At 45.7% G+C, this 17,673-nt stretch carries 11 protein-coding genes; 8 read left to right on the top strand and 3 right to left on the bottom strand.

What is annotated here, in order from left to right:
* The first annotated feature begins 15 nt into the window (after positions 1-15).
* On the top strand, positions 16-906 hold the full coding sequence (locus tag JGK39_RS18570) for an alpha/beta fold hydrolase (protein WP_293255340.1): 891 nt from the start codon (positions 16-18) through the stop codon (positions 904-906).
* Between the two features lie 413 nt (positions 907-1,319).
* Here JGK39_RS18570 and JGK39_RS18575 read toward each other — a convergent pair whose 3' ends face one another.
* Positions 1,320-2,201 carry a Cof-type HAD-IIB family hydrolase gene (locus tag JGK39_RS18575; protein WP_293255343.1) on the bottom strand — a complete coding sequence of 294 codons (882 nt, stop codon included), beginning with the start codon at positions 2,199-2,201 and terminating at the stop codon, positions 1,320-1,322.
* Positions 2,202-2,707: 506 nt separating this feature from the next.
* Here JGK39_RS18575 and JGK39_RS18580 point away from each other — a divergent pair.
* The 6 genes from JGK39_RS18580 (at position 2,708) to clpP (ending at position 12,588) form a co-directional block, all read left to right on the top strand.
* Complete coding sequence (locus JGK39_RS18580) at positions 2,708-8,221, top strand: ATP-binding sensor histidine kinase (RefSeq protein WP_293297025.1); 5,514 nt, start codon at positions 2,708-2,710, stop codon at positions 8,219-8,221.
* A 47-nt stretch (positions 8,222-8,268) separates the two neighbouring features.
* Positions 8,269-9,681, top strand: a complete 1,413-nt coding sequence (locus JGK39_RS18585; protein WP_293255349.1) for an adenylate/guanylate cyclase domain-containing protein — start codon at positions 8,269-8,271, stop codon at positions 9,679-9,681.
* Between the two features lie 136 nt (positions 9,682-9,817).
* Entirely contained in the window at positions 9,818-10,951 is a 1,134-nt protein-coding gene (locus tag JGK39_RS18590; protein WP_293255435.1) for a DUF5009 domain-containing protein, read from the top strand.
* 107 nt (positions 10,952-11,058) lie between these two features.
* Positions 11,059-11,433: a hypothetical protein gene (locus JGK39_RS18595; RefSeq protein WP_293255352.1), complete on the top strand. Its 375-nt coding sequence runs from the start codon at positions 11,059-11,061 to the stop codon at positions 11,431-11,433.
* Positions 11,434-11,492: 59 nt separating this feature from the next.
* A complete protein-coding gene (locus tag JGK39_RS18600) occupies positions 11,493-11,855 on the top strand; it encodes a DUF2281 domain-containing protein (protein ID WP_293255355.1) in 363 nt (120 codons plus the stop codon).
* Between the two features lie 100 nt (positions 11,856-11,955).
* A complete protein-coding gene (gene clpP / locus JGK39_RS18605) occupies positions 11,956-12,588 on the top strand; it encodes an ATP-dependent Clp endopeptidase proteolytic subunit ClpP (RefSeq protein ID WP_293255438.1) in 633 nt (210 codons plus the stop codon).
* A gap of 521 nt (positions 12,589-13,109) precedes the next feature.
* Here the strand turns inward: clpP and JGK39_RS18610 are convergent.
* Together JGK39_RS18610 and JGK39_RS18615 are read right to left on the bottom strand one after the other, a co-directional pair.
* Complete coding sequence (locus JGK39_RS18610; protein WP_293255358.1) at positions 13,110-14,087, bottom strand: hypothetical protein; 978 nt, start codon at positions 14,085-14,087, stop codon at positions 13,110-13,112.
* Positions 14,088-14,549: 462 nt separating this feature from the next.
* Complete coding sequence (locus JGK39_RS18615; protein WP_293255361.1) at positions 14,550-14,783, bottom strand: hypothetical protein; 234 nt, start codon at positions 14,781-14,783, stop codon at positions 14,550-14,552.
* Between the two features lie 188 nt (positions 14,784-14,971).
* Between JGK39_RS18615 and JGK39_RS18620 the strand changes: the two genes are divergently transcribed.
* Positions 14,972-17,341 carry a ribonuclease R family protein gene (locus JGK39_RS18620; protein ID WP_293255441.1) on the top strand — a complete coding sequence of 790 codons (2,370 nt, stop codon included), beginning with the start codon at positions 14,972-14,974 and terminating at the stop codon, positions 17,339-17,341.
* The last annotated feature ends 332 nt before the right edge of the window (positions 17,342-17,673 follow it).

Below are 17,673 nucleotides of genomic sequence, written 5' to 3' on the forward strand. Positions count from 1 at the left end.
TTTACATTTAGAGCCGTGACTGCACAACAGCTAGTATCTGCAACCAGCTTTGAAAAATTAATTTGGACTTGGAAAGGTCACAAAATCCAATATACCGTCCAAGGCACGGGCCGCCCTCTGATTTTGATTCATGGATTTGGGGCTTCGATCGGGCATTGGCGGCAAAATATCCCCGCACTCGCTGCCGGCGGCTACCGTGTATTTGCGCTGGACTTGTTGGGATTCGGGGCTTCTGGCAAACCCGCCCTGGATTACACCCTGGAATTGTGGGAAGAATTACTCACCGATTTCTGGGCGGATTTGGTACAGGAACCGGCGGTATTTGTCGGAAATTCGATCGGCGCTTTGCTGAGTTTGATGGTAGTCGCCAACCATCCAGAAATATCAGCCGGCGGTGTCTTAATCAACTGTGCCGGCGGGCTCAACCACCGTCCAGAAGAACTTAGTTTTCCGCTGGGATTAGTGATGGGGACTTTTGCTAAATTAGTTCGATCGCCCGTCATCGGCCCCTTTGTCTTCAACAACATCCGCCAAAAACACCGCATCCGCAACACCCTGCGCCAAGTCTACAGCAATCGGGAAGCCATCACCGACGAACTCGTAGAACTCCTCCACGCGCCCTCCTGCGAGCCCGGAGCTCAACAAGTATTTGCCTCGATTCTCACGGCCCCAGCAGGCCCTCAACCGTCGGAATTGCTGCCTCATGTCGATCGTCCGTTATTGGTACTTTGGGGCGCAGACGACCCCTGGACGCCCATTGCCGGTAGCCAGATTTACCAAGAATTGGCCGCCAACGGTAAACCCGTCAAATTTGTCTCAATTCCCAACACGGGCCACTGTCCCCACGACGAGCGGCCAAATGAGGTCAATCATCTGATTTTGGACTGGATGCTGCCATTGAAGTAAAATTTTTGTGGTGAATGCAAGGAAAGAGCGATCGCGCCCAACCCTTGCATTTCCTCGGTTATGCGTCCCTCCACTGCATCAAAATCCGGGCTGCGGCCGACTCAAAAAAAAACTTTTGTAAAAAGTATTGACACCCCCGGCAGACTCAGTTATATTGATGGACGTGTGAGGAGCGAACCAGTAAGAGCACCGAGACGAAACACGGCCAGTCGTCGGTGCTCTTTCTGTTGAAAAGCATTTTTTAAAGTTTTCAATTATCCCTTCAATTCTTCCTTCGCGTTCTTAGCGTCTTCTTGCTTTCGTTAAATAAATACTCTATGGTTCGTAGTGAGGACTTCAGTCCTCTAAATTTATGAGGACTGAAGTCCTCACTACGAACCACCGCATTCCGAAAATTATTATTGCTAGAAATATCAGCTCGCGCCCAAAACAAATTGTGCGATCGCCGCTGCCACCCCATCTTCCTCCACATCCGGCGCCACCCAATTAGCACCAGCCTTCACCGCATCAGGAGCATTCCCCATCGCCACGCCCACACCCGCGTAGGAAATCATTTCTAGATCGTTAAAATTGTCGCCGATCGCCATCACATTCGCCGCCTGCAAACCCAAAATTTCCTCCGCCAAATACTGCACCGCAGCTCCCTTATTCGCCAAAGGATGGGTAGCTTCAAAAAAAGTAGCAACGGATCGAGTCAAATAAAGCTCCGCAGGCGTGTATCGCTCCCGCATACTGATGAGCAAGCCGTCGAGTACCACCGGATTCTTGCACAAAGCCAAAACTTTCGTCGGTTCCCCCGGAATATCTCGCCGCAAATCTTTAATGACATTTGGTTCAATGCCCGATCGATCGGCATAAAGTCGGGTAGCTGCGGTAATTTCCGGCACGTAAAGTTTATCGTCAATGTAGAAATGGATCGATAGGAGCGATCGCAAATCCGGTGCTTCAAAATGCTCTAAAACTTCCAAAGCCGTTTGTTTCGACAGCGGCAAGTGTCGCAGCCGCTTTTGACTCGCGACATCTTGAATCCAGGCGCCCTGATAGCAAATCAGCGGCAGAGTTGAGCCGATGTCTGAGTGGAAACGCAAAGCTGACTGGTACATCCTGCCCGTAGCGACGGCCACTTTCACTCCCCGCGACTTGGCTGCCAAAATTGCCTGCTTCACCGGTTCTCGGATCTGATTTGATAAACCTGCGATCGTGCCGTCGATATCCACTACCAGTAGTTTAATGTCTGCGGTGCCAAATGCGCGATCGGTCGCAGTAGCTGGATTTGAGGCAGTTATATTCTGCATGGTTTTTAGATTTTACCTGTTGAGTTGCACGCACCAGTTTATTTTGACACTGCCGGGATAGCAAAGTGTCACTTCTGATTTTTTGAATACTAGAATATAGATAAGTGAGTAAACGAAAAAACATATCGAGAATCAGCCTGTAAAGGCGACTTTATCTAAGATATATAATAGCCGCCAGTGTACTGCCGTAAAAACCGCCCTCGACCTCCGCTCTGTATTTTTACTTAAAATTACCCTGTTAAAAAAAAGCAACAGTACCCAATATAGCGGTTCTCAAAAAAGTGAGGTATGCTTGCGTGCCCTAGGCCCTAGGCCCTAGGCCCTAGGCCCTAGGCCCTAGGCCCTAGGCCCTAGGCCCTATTCCCAGTCGTCCGCGAATATGAGAGCTTGAAAAGCTATATGTCAACCATTCTGTCATCATTTATTCCCACTTGTTCAATTCTTTAATCTAAAATTTAAAATCTAAAATCCTATAACCCTACTTTTAAAGCCAGCCCCCAAACAGCATGATTAACATTCCCGGATACCGCATTGACGAACAGCTTTATACAAACCCTCACACAGTTATTTATCGAGGAATCCAGCTTGACGAACAAAAACCCGTTATCCTCAAAACTCTCACGCCAATCTACCCTACACCGGCGCAAATAGCCCAAGTCCTGCACGAATATGAAATTCTTAAAAATGTGAATTGCCCAGGAATAGTCAAGCTTTACAAACTCGAAAAATACAATCACTTTCCGGTTTTAATTTTAGAAGATTTTGGCGGTATTTCCCTCAAAGAATTTCTCGGCAACAACCAGCTAGAGTTACAACAATTTCTGCAAATAGGCATAAAACTAGCAGAAACTCTCGGCCAACTCCACGAACACCACATCATCCACAAAGATATTAAACCCAGCAATATTATTGTCAATAGTTCGACGGGGGATGTCAAGATTGCTGATTTTGCGATCGCCTCCCTGCTACCGGGCGAAAACCCCGCCCTGGCCCACCCCAATTTACTCGAAGGCACCCTCGCCTATATGTCTCCCGAACAAACGGGGCGCATGAATCGGGCGATCGACTACCGCACCGATTTTTATTCTTTAGGCGTCACTTTTTATGAAATGCTCTGCGGCGAATTGCCTTTTAGTGCCACAGATCCGATGGAATTAGTACACTGCCATATTGCTAAAACCCCTGTTTCTCCTGGCGAAAATAGAAAGCAGAAAGTCAAAGGCAGCATCAATCAAACAGAAAGCGACGACATTCCCCAAGCCCTTGACGATATCGTAATGAAGCTATTAGCAAAAACTGCAGAAGACAGGTATCAAAGTGCTTTCGGAATTTTGTACGACTTAGAACAATGTCTCGGTCAACTGCAAACAACAGGCGAAATTTCTCACATCACCCTCGGCGAACAAGATCGATCGAGTCACCTGCAAATTTCCCAAAAAATTTACGGGCGAGAAGCCGAAGTTAATCTGCTTCTCAATACCTTGGATCGCATGAAGCGGGGCAATACAGAAATCCTGCTCATTTCCGGTTCTGCCGGTCTGGGAAAATCGTGGCTCGTCTATGAAATTAACCAACCCATCGTGCGGAAAAACGGGTATTTTATAGACAGCAAATTTGAGCAATTCAAGCGCGATATTCCCTACGCTTTTTTGCTCCAAGCTTTTCAAGACTTGTTGCGGCAAATCCTCACAGAAACAGCCGCCAAAGTCCAAGTTTGGAAAGAACAAATTTTAAATTCTCTCGGTAGCAACTGCCAAGTCATTATTGAAGTTATTCCCGAAGTAGAACTGATTGTCGGGTCGCAGCCTTCTGTGCCAGATTTAGGATCAAATGAATCTCAAAATCGCTTTAATTTAGTATTTCAAAAATTCATCCGCATCTTTACTCAAAAAGCACACCCGCTGGTAATTTTCCTCGACGACTTGCAGTGGATTGATTCAGCCTCGCTCAAGTTAATCCAACTGCTAGCAACTGACATCGCCAGCCAATACTTATTAATAATCGGAGCCTATAGAGAATCAGAAGTAGAGGCAAATCATCCTGTAATGCTGGCGGCAGAAACAATTAGGAAAGCAGGCGGGAATGTAAGTACGCTCGCCCTTTCGCCTTTAGATATTAACAGCGTCAATCAATTCGTCGCGGATACTCTGAACTGCCCGCCCGAAAAATCGCTACCTTTGGCACAATTGCTGTTTCACAAAACCGGAGGAAATCCCTTTTTTTTAACTCAATTGCTGAAGTCTCTTTACTCCCAAAAATTGCTACAATTTAAATTTGTATCCTCTAAAAATCCGGGCGATCGAGCCGAACCTCACTTGTCTGACTTTGCCGAACAAATCCCAGAACACCCTGTAAAAAAATGCAAAATCACAGGCGAGTGGCAGTGGGACATTGAGCAAATACAAGAAATAGGAATAACTGACAATGTTGTGGAATTAATGATAGACAACATTCAGAAACTTTCAGGTAATACGCAGGAACTGCTAAAATTAGCCGCTTGTATAGGCAACAAATTTGATTTAGCAATTCTCTCCCAAATCAGCGAACAACCTCTGACTTCCGCAGCAACAGACCTCTGGGATGCACTTGAGTCCGGTCTGATTTTGCCCCTGAATAACGCTTACAAAATTCCGATCGCACTAGCAGCAAGCACAGGCTTAACAGACCAAATATCTAGAGACGTTACAGATGAGTTGTCCCTGCCAGTTGCTGATGCTGGTAGCGCGACTTATAAATTTTTGCACGAGCGAGTTCAGCAAGCAGCTTACGCTTTAATATCCGAATCTCAGAAACAAGAAACCCATCTCAAAATCGGCAGATTCCTGCTGCAAAACGCGCCTCCAGAACAATTAGAAAACCATATTTTCGATCTAGTCAACCAACTAAATGCGGCCCAACCAATCATCAGCAGTGAATTAGAAAAAAATCATTTATGTAAATTAAATTTAATGGCGGGCCGCAAAGCAAAAGCCAGTGCAGCTTACGAACTCGCTGTCAAATATTTAGCCGCAGGTATTGCATTGCTTCCCTCGGAAAGTTGGCAAGCCGACTACGACTTGACTCTTGCACTCTACGAGTCAGCAGCAGAAGCAGCTTACCTGAATACAGATTTTGAACAAATGGAAAAGTGGGCAGAAATTGTCCTGGAACACGCCAAAAATGAATTAGACAAAATCAAAGTTTTTGAAATCAGAATCACAGCTTGTGCGATGCAAACCCAACTGCAACAAGCGGTAACAATTGGTAGGGAAGCACTCACAATGTTAGGAATAAACTTTCCAAAATCGCCAACTCCCCTCCACATTCAGCAAGCACTTACCAAAACCTCAGCTTATTTAACAGGAAAAAAGATAGAAGATTTAATTGACTTGCCAGTGATGACCAATCCGCGCAAATTAGCAACTATGCGCGTGCTTTCCAGTATGTTGTCACCTACCTCGATCGTTGAACCCGTACTGTTGCCCCTGATTGTCTGCGAGCAAGTTAATTTATCTATCAACTACGGAAATTCTGCTTTTTCTGCCTTCGGTTATGCTAATTACGGAGCAATTTTAAAAGGAATAGTTAGAGATATTGAATCGGGCGAGCGATTTGGTCAATTAGCGTTAAATTTGATCGATCGGCTAAATGCTTTAGAATTCAAAAGCAAGACTCTTAATTTAGTTGCCTTCATTTTGATGCACGGCAAACATCACGTTAAAGATACTTTACCTCTGTTAGAAGAAGCCTATCAAAGCGCGCTCGAAAATGGTGATTTAGAATCGGTTGGATATTCTGCCGTAAATATTTGTCAGTCCTTGTATTTTATTGGTCAAGAATTGCCGCAACTGGAACGAAAAATGGTAAATTACAACCATTTGCTATTTCAACTAAAGCAAGAAACGGTATTGACTTGGAATCAAATATATTGGCAAACAGTTTTGCAATTGATGGGGAAAATGGAAAGCCCCGACATTTTATTACGTGAAGCTTACAGCGAAAAAACATTATTGCCGCTGCTGTTGAAAGTTAACGATCGAGTGGGACTTCAAACTTTTTACTTACAGAAATTAATATTAGCCTATTTATTTGGCAATGTCGAGCTGGCGCTAGAAAATGCAGCGCAAGCCGAATTTTATTTAGACGGAGTTGTGGGGTTTATTAATGTTCCTGAATACCATTTTTATGATTCTCTAGCCCGACTCGCAGCATATCCATCGGCAACAAAAGAGGTACAAGGAGAGCATCTTTTTTACGCAAACACCAACCTAAAAAAAATGCAAAAAAAAGCACTTTCTGCGCCGATGAACCTCCAGCACAAATGTGACTTGATTGCCGCTGAAAAAGCTCGAATATTGGGAGATATTGTGAGAGCAATGGAATATTACGACTCCGCCATTGCTGGAGCGCAAACAAACGGATACATACAGGTACAAGCACTAGCAGCAGAATTGGCAGGAGCATTTTATTTATCGATTGGACGAGAAAGAATTGCGAAAACTTACTTGACAGAAGCGCGTTATTGCTATCAGCGCTGGGGAGCTAAAGCAAAAGTAGCGCATTTAGAATCAAAATACTCGCAGTTGCTGACTTCACCCTCGATTTCAACTAATATCGAAACTCACAAATCTACGAGTAGCGCTTGCACTACGAGCGACAGTGCAGGCGTGCTAGACTTGACAACAGCAGTAAAAGCATCGCAAACCTTAGCGGGCGAAATAGTTCTAGACAAACTGCTGGCAAAACTGATGAAAATTGTTATTGAAAATGCCGGGGGACAAAAAGGCTTTTTAATACTAGAAAAATCTGGTCAATGGGTGATTGAAGCATCAGGTTCTGTAGATGTGGATCGCGTTGCTGTCATGCAATCAATTCCCATAGATTTTGTTGAAAAGGATCGAGAAGTAACTTTGCTGGCAGTTTCTGTTGTCAACTACGTCGCCCGTACCCAGGAAAGTATAGTTTTAAATGATGCCACCCGCGAAGGACAATTTACTCGCGCACCTTATATAATTGCGGTTCAACCTAAATCAATTCTTTGCACTCCCTTAATCCATCAAGGCAAACTCAGTGGCATTTTATATTTAGAAAACAATCTGACTACAGGCGCTTTTACGCCAGACAGGTTGGAAATATTAAAACTGCTGTCTTCTCAAATTTCTATCTCGATCGAAAACGCCCAGCTTTACACGAATTTGCAGCAATTCAATCAGAATCTTGAAAACTTAGTACAGCAGCGTACCTCCGAATTGTCCCAAACTCTAGAAGACCTAAAATCGGCTCAAAATAAACTGGTAGAAGCGGAAAAAATGGCAGCCCTCGGAGGGTTGGTTGCAGGTGTTGCTCACGAAATCAATACTCCCATCGGCATCGGTATCACCGCCGCCTCGCTACTGGCGGAAAAAGTCACAAAATTTTTGGATCTTTACAGCAAGGGTCTAATTAAACGATCTGAGCTAGAAAAATTCCTGGATACGGCGCTGCAAAGCAGTAATATGATCTTATCCAACCTCACGCGGGCGGCAGATTTGATTCACAGTTTTAAAGAAGTGGCTGTAGATCAGTCGAGCGAATTAAAACGCACGTTTAACGTAAAAAATTATCTAGAGGAGATTTTGACATCCTTAAGCGCCAAACTCAGAAGAACTAAGCACAAAGTAGAGATTAAGTGCGATGAAAATATTGTACTGGACAGTTACCCCGGTGTGTTCTCTCAAATTGTGACAAATCTGGTGTTGAATTCCGTAATTCACGCTTACGATGGAGAAGATGGGGGCATTCTGGCGTTTGATTTGAAACTTGAGGGCGATCGGCTAATATTTGAATATGCCGATAACGGCAAAGGAATTACCCCAGAAAATCTCAGTAAAATTTTTGAACCGTTTTTTACCACGAAAAGAGGTCAGGGCGGCACCGGATTGGGACTGCACATTATTTACAACCTCGTCACCCAAAAACTCAAAGGCACAATTCGCTGCGAAAGTCAAGTAGACAAAGGCACCAGATTTATGATGGAATTTCCCGCTAAAGGAAGGATTTAGTTATTATACTGTCAGTTTTAATATCATTCTATTTGGGAGAACGATAAATGTCAGAAGCTAGTAAAAATGTGTTGGCTGCGGGCGATGACGAATTAATAGTGGCGGGCGACGATGAATTAATCTTTGCCGACGAAGACGAGGCGGAAGACGAGCCGATTGCAGGCAGTTGGAAAATATTGATTGTAGACGATGAAATAGAAATTCATAATATTACAAAACTCGCTTTAAATGAATTTATATTTGAAAACAAACTGATCGCCTTTATCAGCGCTTACTCAGGCAAAGAAGCCAAAGAAATAATCGAATCCAATCCAGACATAGCCTTGATTTTACTCGATGTAGTCATGGAAACAGAAGAGGCAGGCTTGGAAGTAGTAAAATACATCCGCGATATTTTAGACAATCAAGTAGTACGGATTATTTTGCGAACCGGACAGCCGGGACAAGTGCCAGAAGATGTAGTAATTGTCAGCTACGATATTAATGATTACAAAACTAAAACTGAACTAACAAACAAAAAGTTATTTACCACGGTAGTGACAGCACTCAGAGCATTTCGCGCCCTGACTCAAATCGAAGCCAGCAAAAGTGAACTAGAAAAAATAGCAGCAGCGTCAGCGCGCTTTGTACCCAGAGAATTTTTGAAATTTCTCCAAAGAGAAAGCATAGTTGATGCCAGATTGGGAGACTCTGTACAGGCAGAAATGACGATTATGTTTGCTGATATTCGTTCATTTACAAGTTTGTCAGAGAGTATGTCTCCCCGAGAAAATTTTGAATTTCTCAACTCTTACTTAAGCCGAGTAGGCCCAGTTATCCGCCAGTATAGCGGTTTTATAGATAAATATATTGGTGACGGGATTATGGCTTTATTTCCTAACTGTGCTGAAGATGCTGTGCAAGCAGCAATAGAGATGCAGCAGCAAGTTAAAATTTATAACAAACACAGGCAAAATTGTGGATACAAACCTATTTCGATAGGGATTGGCTTGCATACTGGAACTTTAATGTTGGGTACTATTGGCGAAGCGGAACGGATGGAAAGTACGGTCATTTCTGATGCTGTAAATTTAGCCTCTAGGGTGGAAGGATTGACAAAGCTTTACGGAGTTGGTATTGTTGCTAGCGTTCAGACTTTGTGCAGGATTGACGACCCCCAGCATTATAAGTGCCGATTTCTCGATCGCGTTCAAGTAAAAGGAAAACAAGCGCCGGTGGCTGTGTTTGAGATTTATGACGGCGACTCGGATATAATGATCGAGCTAAAAGGAAAAACCCAAACTGATTTTGAACAGGGCATTTTTTTTCACTACCAGCAGCAATTCGCGCAAGCGAGGCAAATGTTTCTGCGTGTCTTGCAAGTGAATAAGTATGATAAGGCTGCATTGTTTTATGCAGAACGCTGCGATATGTTGATGAAGAATGCTCTAATTATGACTCTGGAAGGGATAGAGATATAGGGGATGGGGAATGGGGAATGGGGCATGGGGCATGGGGCATTGGGCATTGGCGATTGGTGATAATAACTAATGACTAATGACTAATGACTAATGACTAATGACTAATGACTAATGACTAATGACTAATGACTTACTTATGCGCTTAAAATCTCTTGATGTTTTTCGCGGAATTGCGATCGCCTCAATGATTCTAGTGAACAACCCCGGCAGTTGGAAACAGGTGTATCCGCCGCTAGATCACGCAGAATGGCACGGGTGCACCCCGACAGACTTGGTATTTCCCTTTTTTCTGTTCATCGTTGGCTGTGCGATGTCCTTCTCGCTGTCAAAATATACTGAAACTACTACAAAAATAGAAACAAATATTTATTGGCGAATTGCGCGGCGGGCGGCGATTTTATTTGTATTAGGATTGCTGTTAAATACGTCTTCGATCGCCCTTGACGTACTTTTGAACGGCGCCCCGATCGCAAATTTCGGTAAAATCAGGATTATGGGAGTCTTGCAGCGGATCGGTTTAGCGTATTTGATTAGTGCGATCGCGATTCTCAACCTTTCCCCCCGCCATCAAAAACTGCTCGCTGTGGCGGTGCTTTTGGGCTATTGGGGCGCATTGCTCGTATTTGCTGTAGGGGGGTACAGCGCCTACGAACTAACGCCGGAGGGATATTTGGGTGGATATGTCGATCGGCTAATTCTCGGCAGCCAACACCTGTACAAAGGTGGCCCCTTCGATCCAGAAGGATTGTTGAGTACCTTACCAGCCAGCGTAACAGTTTTGCTCGGGTACTTTACAGGAGAGTGGCTGCGCGTGCAGCCCATCAAAACCCGCACGAGTTTAAATTTAGTAATTAGTGGATTGTGTTGCTTAGTAATTGGTCATTTGTGGGGATTTTCATTTCCGATTAACAAACAACTGTGGACGAGTTCCTATGTAGTTTTTACTGCTGGTTGGGCGTTGCTATTGCTAGCAGCTTGCTACGAAACAATAGAAGTGCGAAAGTGGAAATGGGGCTGGCCGTTTGAAATCATGGGATTGAATGCAATTTTCTTGTTTGTCGCCTCCGGTATTGTCGCCAGACTTTTGTTGAAAACCCATATCGGCACTGGTAAAACTGCTCCAACAACCTACAGTTGGATTTATGAAAATTGGTTTGTGCCTTGGGCTGGGCCGTTGAATGGTTCTCTGGCTTTTGCGGTGACGGCGGTGTTGTGTTGGTGGTTAATTTTGTATGGAATGTACCGACGTGGTTGGATGATTAAAATTTGAATTGTGGATTCTTTAACAAGTAGGTTTGTTGGCAAGTGATGAACGCGACTTGACAGTCAAAAGCTGTTTGTAGTATAATATTTGTATATTAGTTTACGGTTTTTAACGTGGACATTCTAATTGAGTCAACAAGGAAATTTGAGAAAGATATTGCGCTGCTAAATGAAGATGAGAAAGCCGCTATAATTCAAAAAATTAATTATTGTGCCAGCATTTTTCCTACTCAAAAATCAAATGTATATCGCAAGCTGCGTCGTCTCCCGCTATCGTCAGACCTGAATGGTTACGAATCTTCGCTTTATACGCTACGAATTTCTCAAAAACTCAGAGTGGTTTTGGCGGTTGACGAAGACCCAATTTTTGGGCAAGCTATTTTTACTCTTTTTCGAGCAGTTCTACACGACGAACTCGATCGAGCATATAACGATGTAGCAGAGTCTCTGTATCAAGACCTACTTCAGCGCGATCGAGAAACTGCCTAGATATCATCAGTCATGTCTAAATTAATGTTTTTACATAAGACAGCTAAGGAGAAGAAACAATGATACAGCCAGTGATTTTAGAAAAATTAGAAGAACTCCCAGAGTCGTTTCATACAGAGGTGCTTCATTACATCGAGTTTTTGATTGAGAAGTACGCTCAAAAATCTCCTCAAGAAAAACAGAAAAAAAAGCGTCGTGTTGCAGGAACGATGCAAGGAATGTTTGTTCTGCCACTGTCTGATGACTTTGATGATCCGCTTGAGGATATGAAGGAATATAGGTCAGCCCCGATCGAGCGATCGCACTTCTCGCCACGATCCGATCGCCACATCACAACCTTGACTGATGTCCGCTTCCTCAAGATCGATCGCCCGCACGATCGGAAATCCGATCGCCCGCCCGACACATTTTCCACAAATTAACAGCCCAACCCCGCCGAACTCAAGGATTTTAGCGATTTGTCGATCGCCCGCCACCGCACCCTAACTATAAATGAACCCAAATCGCTAAAATAAAAAAAAGATACGTAAGAGGCAGGCCCGTTCAATGATCCCAACAGTTATAGAACAATCCGGTCGCGGTGAACGCGCCTTTGACATTTACTCGCGACTCCTGCGCGATCGCATCGTCTTCTTGGGCCAACAGGTTGACTCCGACTTAGCCAACCTGATCGTAGCCCAATTGCTATTTTTAGACGCCGAAGACCCGGAGAAAGATATTTACCTCTATATCAACTCCCCCGGCGGATCGGTAACAGCAGGTATGGGCATTTTTGACACGATGAACCACATCCGCCCCGACATTTGCACTATTTGTCTCGGTTTGGCCGCCAGCATGGGCGCTTTCCTGCTGAGTGCGGGCGCTAAAGGCAAGCGGATGAGTTTGCCTCACTCCCGGATTATGATCCACCAACCCCTCGGCGGAGCTCAAGGACAAGCTACCGATATTGAAATTCAGGCGAAAGAGATTTTGTACCACAAACAGCGCCTGAATCAATTTTTGGCAGATCATACCGGTCAGCCGCTTTCCCGCATTGAAGAAGATACCGAACGCGATTTCTTCATGTCGGCTGAAGAAGCAAAGGACTATGGTTTAGTCGATCAAGTGATCGATCGCCGTCCTTCTGCTAGCCGCCCGATCGCCGCTGTGGCGTAAATAGTCCTAGACGCACGGGTAGTCAGAAACCGGGTTTTTTGCGAAAATCCTTCGTTGTAGTCCACAGATTAAGTAAAAAACCCGGTTTCTTTGGCCTCAATGCGTCCAGGACTGGTAAATTAAAAATTAAAAATGGAGAATATTTCCCTATTTTTAATTTTTAATTTTTATTAACCGCTCAATTACTGTTAGTAAAACCAGTTTATAGTGATTCACTAAAGTCCCCAAGAAAGAAGGACTGAAGTCCTCACTACAAACCTGTTTTCATGACTAAAGTCCGCAAGAAAGAAGGACTGAAGTCCTCACTACGAACCTATTTTCAGGACTACATTCCCTAAGCAAGAAGGACTGAAGTCCTCACTACGAACCTATTTTCAGGACTAAAGTCCGTAAGAAAGAAGGACTGAAGTCCTCACTACAAACCTGTTTTCATGACTAAAGTCCGCAAGAAAGAAGGACTGAAGTCCTCACTACAAACCTGAAGGACTAAAGTCCTCACTACAAACCTATTTTCCTGATTTTCAGGGTAAAGATTCGAGATATTGCAGGAAGTCGAACAATTCTTCTCTATTTAAGAAATGTCGCGCTTCTTTGCCGTAACCTTGTTTGAGATAATCTTTTCCTTGGTTGGCTGTCCATCCCAACCTCTTGATTTCTTCGGTGGTTCTGCTGTAAATTTCCAGATATTCTAGGAAATCTGCCAACTGTTCGCTAGCAAGTTCTCTCTGCGATGACTTGCCATAATTTTGTTCGAGACAGTCGGTTTCCTGTTTTTTTGTCCATCGCAGCCGTTTGAGGATGGCGTCTATTTGGGCGATCGTATCAGAATCATCTTCGATCGCATCGCTGGGAATTCCTACCGCGATCGGTTGCGATTCCCGGACTTCGGCCGCACCCTGGGACAGTTCGCGATCGCTTTGAGGCGGCACTTCCAATTCTGGAAGCGGTTCCCCGTAGCTGGAAGACAGCCAAGCGTCCGAGTCTAACTGCTTCGGTACAAATCCCACAGCCGGAGGTAAATCGACTTTTGGCGGCAAAGGTTCCGCTACAGGTGCGATCGGCTCTTGATTTAATTTCGCTTCTGTATTGACAAAATTGCTTTGATGTGGTAATTCAACTTTGTCTGGAACAGGCATTTCTAAAACCGGAAGCGGAGCAAGGGCTGGCCCAACGGGAACGGGAACAGCGGGAGCCGGAGGGGGCGCTATGGGAACGGGAACAGCAGCAGCAGCAACCGGAGCCGGAGCCGGAGCCGGAGCCGGAACGGGAACAGCAGCAGCAACCGGAGCCGGAGCAGCATCAAATGCGAGGACAGCCATCGCTCGCGATCGGGCGCGGTCTTCAGCCTCTTCAACAGACTCAGCAGCAGACATACCAGTAGCGAGAGTTTTGCCGTCAACCTGAACCAGACAGCGAACCACAAACTTACCGTGATGAATAGTCAGCAACTCACAGATTAACTGTCCAGCGGGATAAAGGGCGCGAAATTCAGCAAACATAATTTTTTTACCCCGAAACCAGAAGGGGCTGATGACTTAAGTTTAGTACAACCCACAGAAAACAATTTTCTGAAAGCACATATTCAACATACAATAAATGAAAGGTGAATAATGCGCGCAACCTTTCACGCCATTAAACCCTATCCCACATCCGGCAGTTTAAGCTAACAAGCACCGGGCGTCATTTCTACCTATAGGAGATGACACAGCAACTAGGCAAAAGTAGTAAAAGTCTCCGGTTTTGTGTACCTTGCACTTTCTACAGCACAGATTGCTCCCTACCCTGAATTGCACTTCCGTCCGCAAGGGCAGAGTGCTTGCAAAAACAGGGGCATTTCTTGCGGCGAGCTACTAGCAATTTTGCCTAATCGTTGGTAAAATCTTTGGCTTTAGCAAAAGGCAAGAGGCACTTCAAAAAGAAGAAGAAAGCAGGAAAAAGGCAGAAGGAAAAAGGCAGGAGGCTCAAATGCAAATTTTCTCCCTCTGCATCTCTCCATCTCCCGATCCAAGACTCAACCAGTCGCTTTCAGCATTTCCGTCATCTTTTAAGAACCGACAGGGGCTTTCTACTTCGCCAAGAGCTCGGTGCTGCAAGCCAAAAGCAAAGGAACCAATGCTAAAAAATTGTCTTGGGGAATAGGGTATGGGGCATTTGTCTGCACCATTATCTGTCATTTGCAGGCAGACAGCAGACAATTAGCGACTGCCGGTGTGGGGGAAAAATCTGAAAAAATCCCCGCGCAGGGGTAGCACAGACTGTGTTTGCGTTTCCACCTACTAACCCGCGCATTTGTTGGGAAGCAGGCACAGCGAGGGCAAGAAAGGGTGCGGCTGATTTCGCCAAAGTTAGACTAATTGCTGGAAACAAGAGGATCGATCGCTACATGGAATTTTCTATCGCTGCACTGCTGGCAAATTTTACAGAAGACAAATTAGTGGCTCCCAAAGCACTAGAAAAAAAACTCGACTGCAATGATGAAACCAGTCAACTCAAACTTCAAATCGCATTAGAAGCTCTAGAGAAAATTGGCATATTAGTCAAAGACAAAGGCCGCTACCGTCGAGTAGCTGAAGATGACGTAGTAGAAGCAAAACTCCGCTGTTCGAGCAAAGGATTTTGCTTTGCAATTCAAGATGCGGAAGGCTCAGAAGACGTTTACGTGCGGGAAAGTCACCTCTCGACAGCTTGGAATGGCGATCGAGTTTTAGTCAAAATCATCAAAGAAGGCAGCCGCCGCCGATCGCCCGAAGGCGAAGTCATGCTCATCCTCGAACGCGCCAACCCCTCGGTACTCGCGCGAGTCAAGCAAACCGCCACCCCCACCGGCCGCGTCAGCTACAGAGCAATTCCCCTGGACGATCGCCTGTTGTTTGAACTAGACTTGCTCGCCAATGGTACAAATCTCCAAGATGCGATCGACCATTTAGTACACGTCGAAGTCAAACGCTATCCCCTCGGCACCCACCGCCCAGTCGGCAAAGTAGTACAGGTACTCGGTTCCGACGCCGAAGCCGCCGACGACCTCGACATCGTATGCTGCAAGCACGACTTGCCGCGCTCCTTCCCCGCAGCCGTCATCAAAGCAGCCGAAAATTTGCCCAGCAAAGTCAAAAAAACCGACATCAAAAAACGGCTAGATTTGCGGAACATCTTGACTGTTACCTTCAGCAGAAATGAACCGATAGAAACCAACGGCGAAAATGATGCCCCGAAAACTCAGCAGGAAAGTTTCTCAGACGACGCAACCGAAAACGAGTTTGACCCCACCTCATTCCTCTCAGATCCGCCAATAGAACACGCATTGTCGATCGAAAGCCTAAAGTCCGGCGGCTGGCAAGTTGGAATCCACGTCACCGACGCCGCCGAGTACGTACAGCCCGAAACCCCCCTAGACCGCGAAGCCCGCAAACGAGGCACAGCAGCCCATTTGGGAGAAAAAATCATCGCCGTACTGCCAGAACTCCTCAACGAGCGCTGCTCCCTGGTGCCAGACACCGAACGGCTGGCATTCAGCATCATGCTCACCCTAGACCCATCAGGAGAACTCCTAGAATACGAAATTCAAACCAGCGTCATTCAAGTTGACTACCAGCTCAGCTACCTTGAAGCTCAAGCAATTCTAGAAGCAGGCCCCGATGCCGAAGTTCATCCTTTGTCCAGCGCCCTCCGTCCTTTCCTCGATCGCATATCCGATGCCTCAAAGGCTGCCAGACAGGCGAGGTTCAAGCGGGGAGCTTTTGAACTAAATTTGCCCGACGCTAACTCTCACTTCGACGACGAAGGCGAATTAGGAGCTTTTGCAACTGCTCCCGCCGCCCAGTCGGCCGTCTCGGAGTTGGTCGTACTTGCCAACGAAGCTGTCGCCACCCACCTGCAAGCCTTGGGAGTCCCAGCAATCTACCGCGTCCAACCGATGCCAGATCCGGCAGACATTCAAGAGTTCATCAAACTCTCCAACAACCTCGGAGGCGAACTGTATCTCGAAAACGAAGAAGAAGTTCTGCCCTTCGACTTCCAGCGATTTACCCAGCAGTTTGCCGGCCTCAAGTCCGAAAGAGTTCTCACCTACCTGCTGGAAGACACGATGAAGCCCGCTGTTTACAGCACAACTCCCAAGCCGCACTTCGGTTTGGCGCTGCCAGACGGCTACACGCGCTGCACTTCGCCGCTTGGACGCTACGCCGATTTACTGGTGCTGCGGGTGTTGCACGCTGTGTTAGAGCAAGGCCGCAGCAGCCGCACAACTCGGGCTAAGGAAAAAGTCAACCTGCACCATTCCTCCTGTCACGGTCAAATTACTTGGAATGTCCTGCCGCCAGACTTGCACCACGAATTTGAGACGGAGTTTGCTGCGGCGGTGGTACACCTGACGGAACGCGAAAGGGTTGCTGAGGATGCCGAAAGCGATTTGCAGGGATTGAAGAAAACTGGATTGATGAAAGAGCGCACCGGTCAAACTTTCCAAGGTTTGATTACAGGGGTGCAGTCTTACGGTTTCTTTGTGGAAATTGAGGTGCGGCCGCCCGAGAGCGAACTTCTGCGAGTTGAAGGATTGGTGCACGTTTCTTCGCTGAAGGATGATTGGTATGAATATCGATCGCGCCAGCAAACTCTAGTTGGTCGCAAAAACCGCAATCAGTACCGTTTGGGCGATCGGGTAGAAGTTCAAGTCAAAAGCGTTGACTACTACCGCCAGCAAATTGACTTAGTTGCTGTTGGCGGCGGCAGTCAAGCTTTTGATGATGAGGAATAGTCATTAGTCATTAGTCATTAGTCATTAGTCATTAGTCATTAGTCATTAGTCATTAGTCATTAGTCATTAGTCATTAGTCATTAGTCATTAGTCACTAATAATATTATTTCCACTCGAATGGCAATAATAAAATTGGTTTGATCGTTCGGACTTTAGTCCTTCTTTTCCTGAGGACTAAAGTCCTCAATACAAACCTTAATGCCGTGTTCCCAAAAAAACGAAACCCGTTGGGAAATAAATTGAAACCATTCCCAAAAGATATCGAATCCGTACCGAAAGACATCGATCACAATTGATATTATTTGTGCTTGCTTCTTCTCAATTCCTACTTG

Source organism: Microcoleus sp. PH2017_12_PCY_D_A (assembly GCF_020738565.1).
GTDB lineage: Bacteria > Cyanobacteriota > Cyanobacteriia > Cyanobacteriales > Microcoleaceae > Microcoleus.

Excerpts from the sequence above, each read along its gene's own strand:
- JGK39_RS18620 (WP_293255441.1), top strand. The coding sequence starts at position 14,972 with ATGGAATTTTCTATCGCTGCACTGCTGGCAAATTTTACAGAAGACAAA.
- JGK39_RS18600 (WP_293255355.1), top strand. The coding sequence starts at position 11,493 with ATGATACAGCCAGTGATTTTAGAAAAATTAGAAGAACTCCCAGAGTCG.
- JGK39_RS18575 (WP_293255343.1), bottom strand. The coding sequence starts at position 2,201 with ATGCAGAATATAACTGCCTCAAATCCAGCTACTGCGACCGATCGCGCA.
- JGK39_RS18590 (WP_293255435.1), top strand. The coding sequence starts at position 9,818 with ATGCGCTTAAAATCTCTTGATGTTTTTCGCGGAATTGCGATCGCCTCA.
- JGK39_RS18580 (WP_293297025.1), top strand. The coding sequence starts at position 2,708 with ATGATTAACATTCCCGGATACCGCATTGACGAACAGCTTTATACAAAC.
- JGK39_RS18610 (WP_293255358.1), bottom strand. The coding sequence starts at position 14,087 with ATGTTTGCTGAATTTCGCGCCCTTTATCCCGCTGGACAGTTAATCTGT.
- JGK39_RS18585 (WP_293255349.1), top strand. The coding sequence starts at position 8,269 with ATGTCAGAAGCTAGTAAAAATGTGTTGGCTGCGGGCGATGACGAATTA.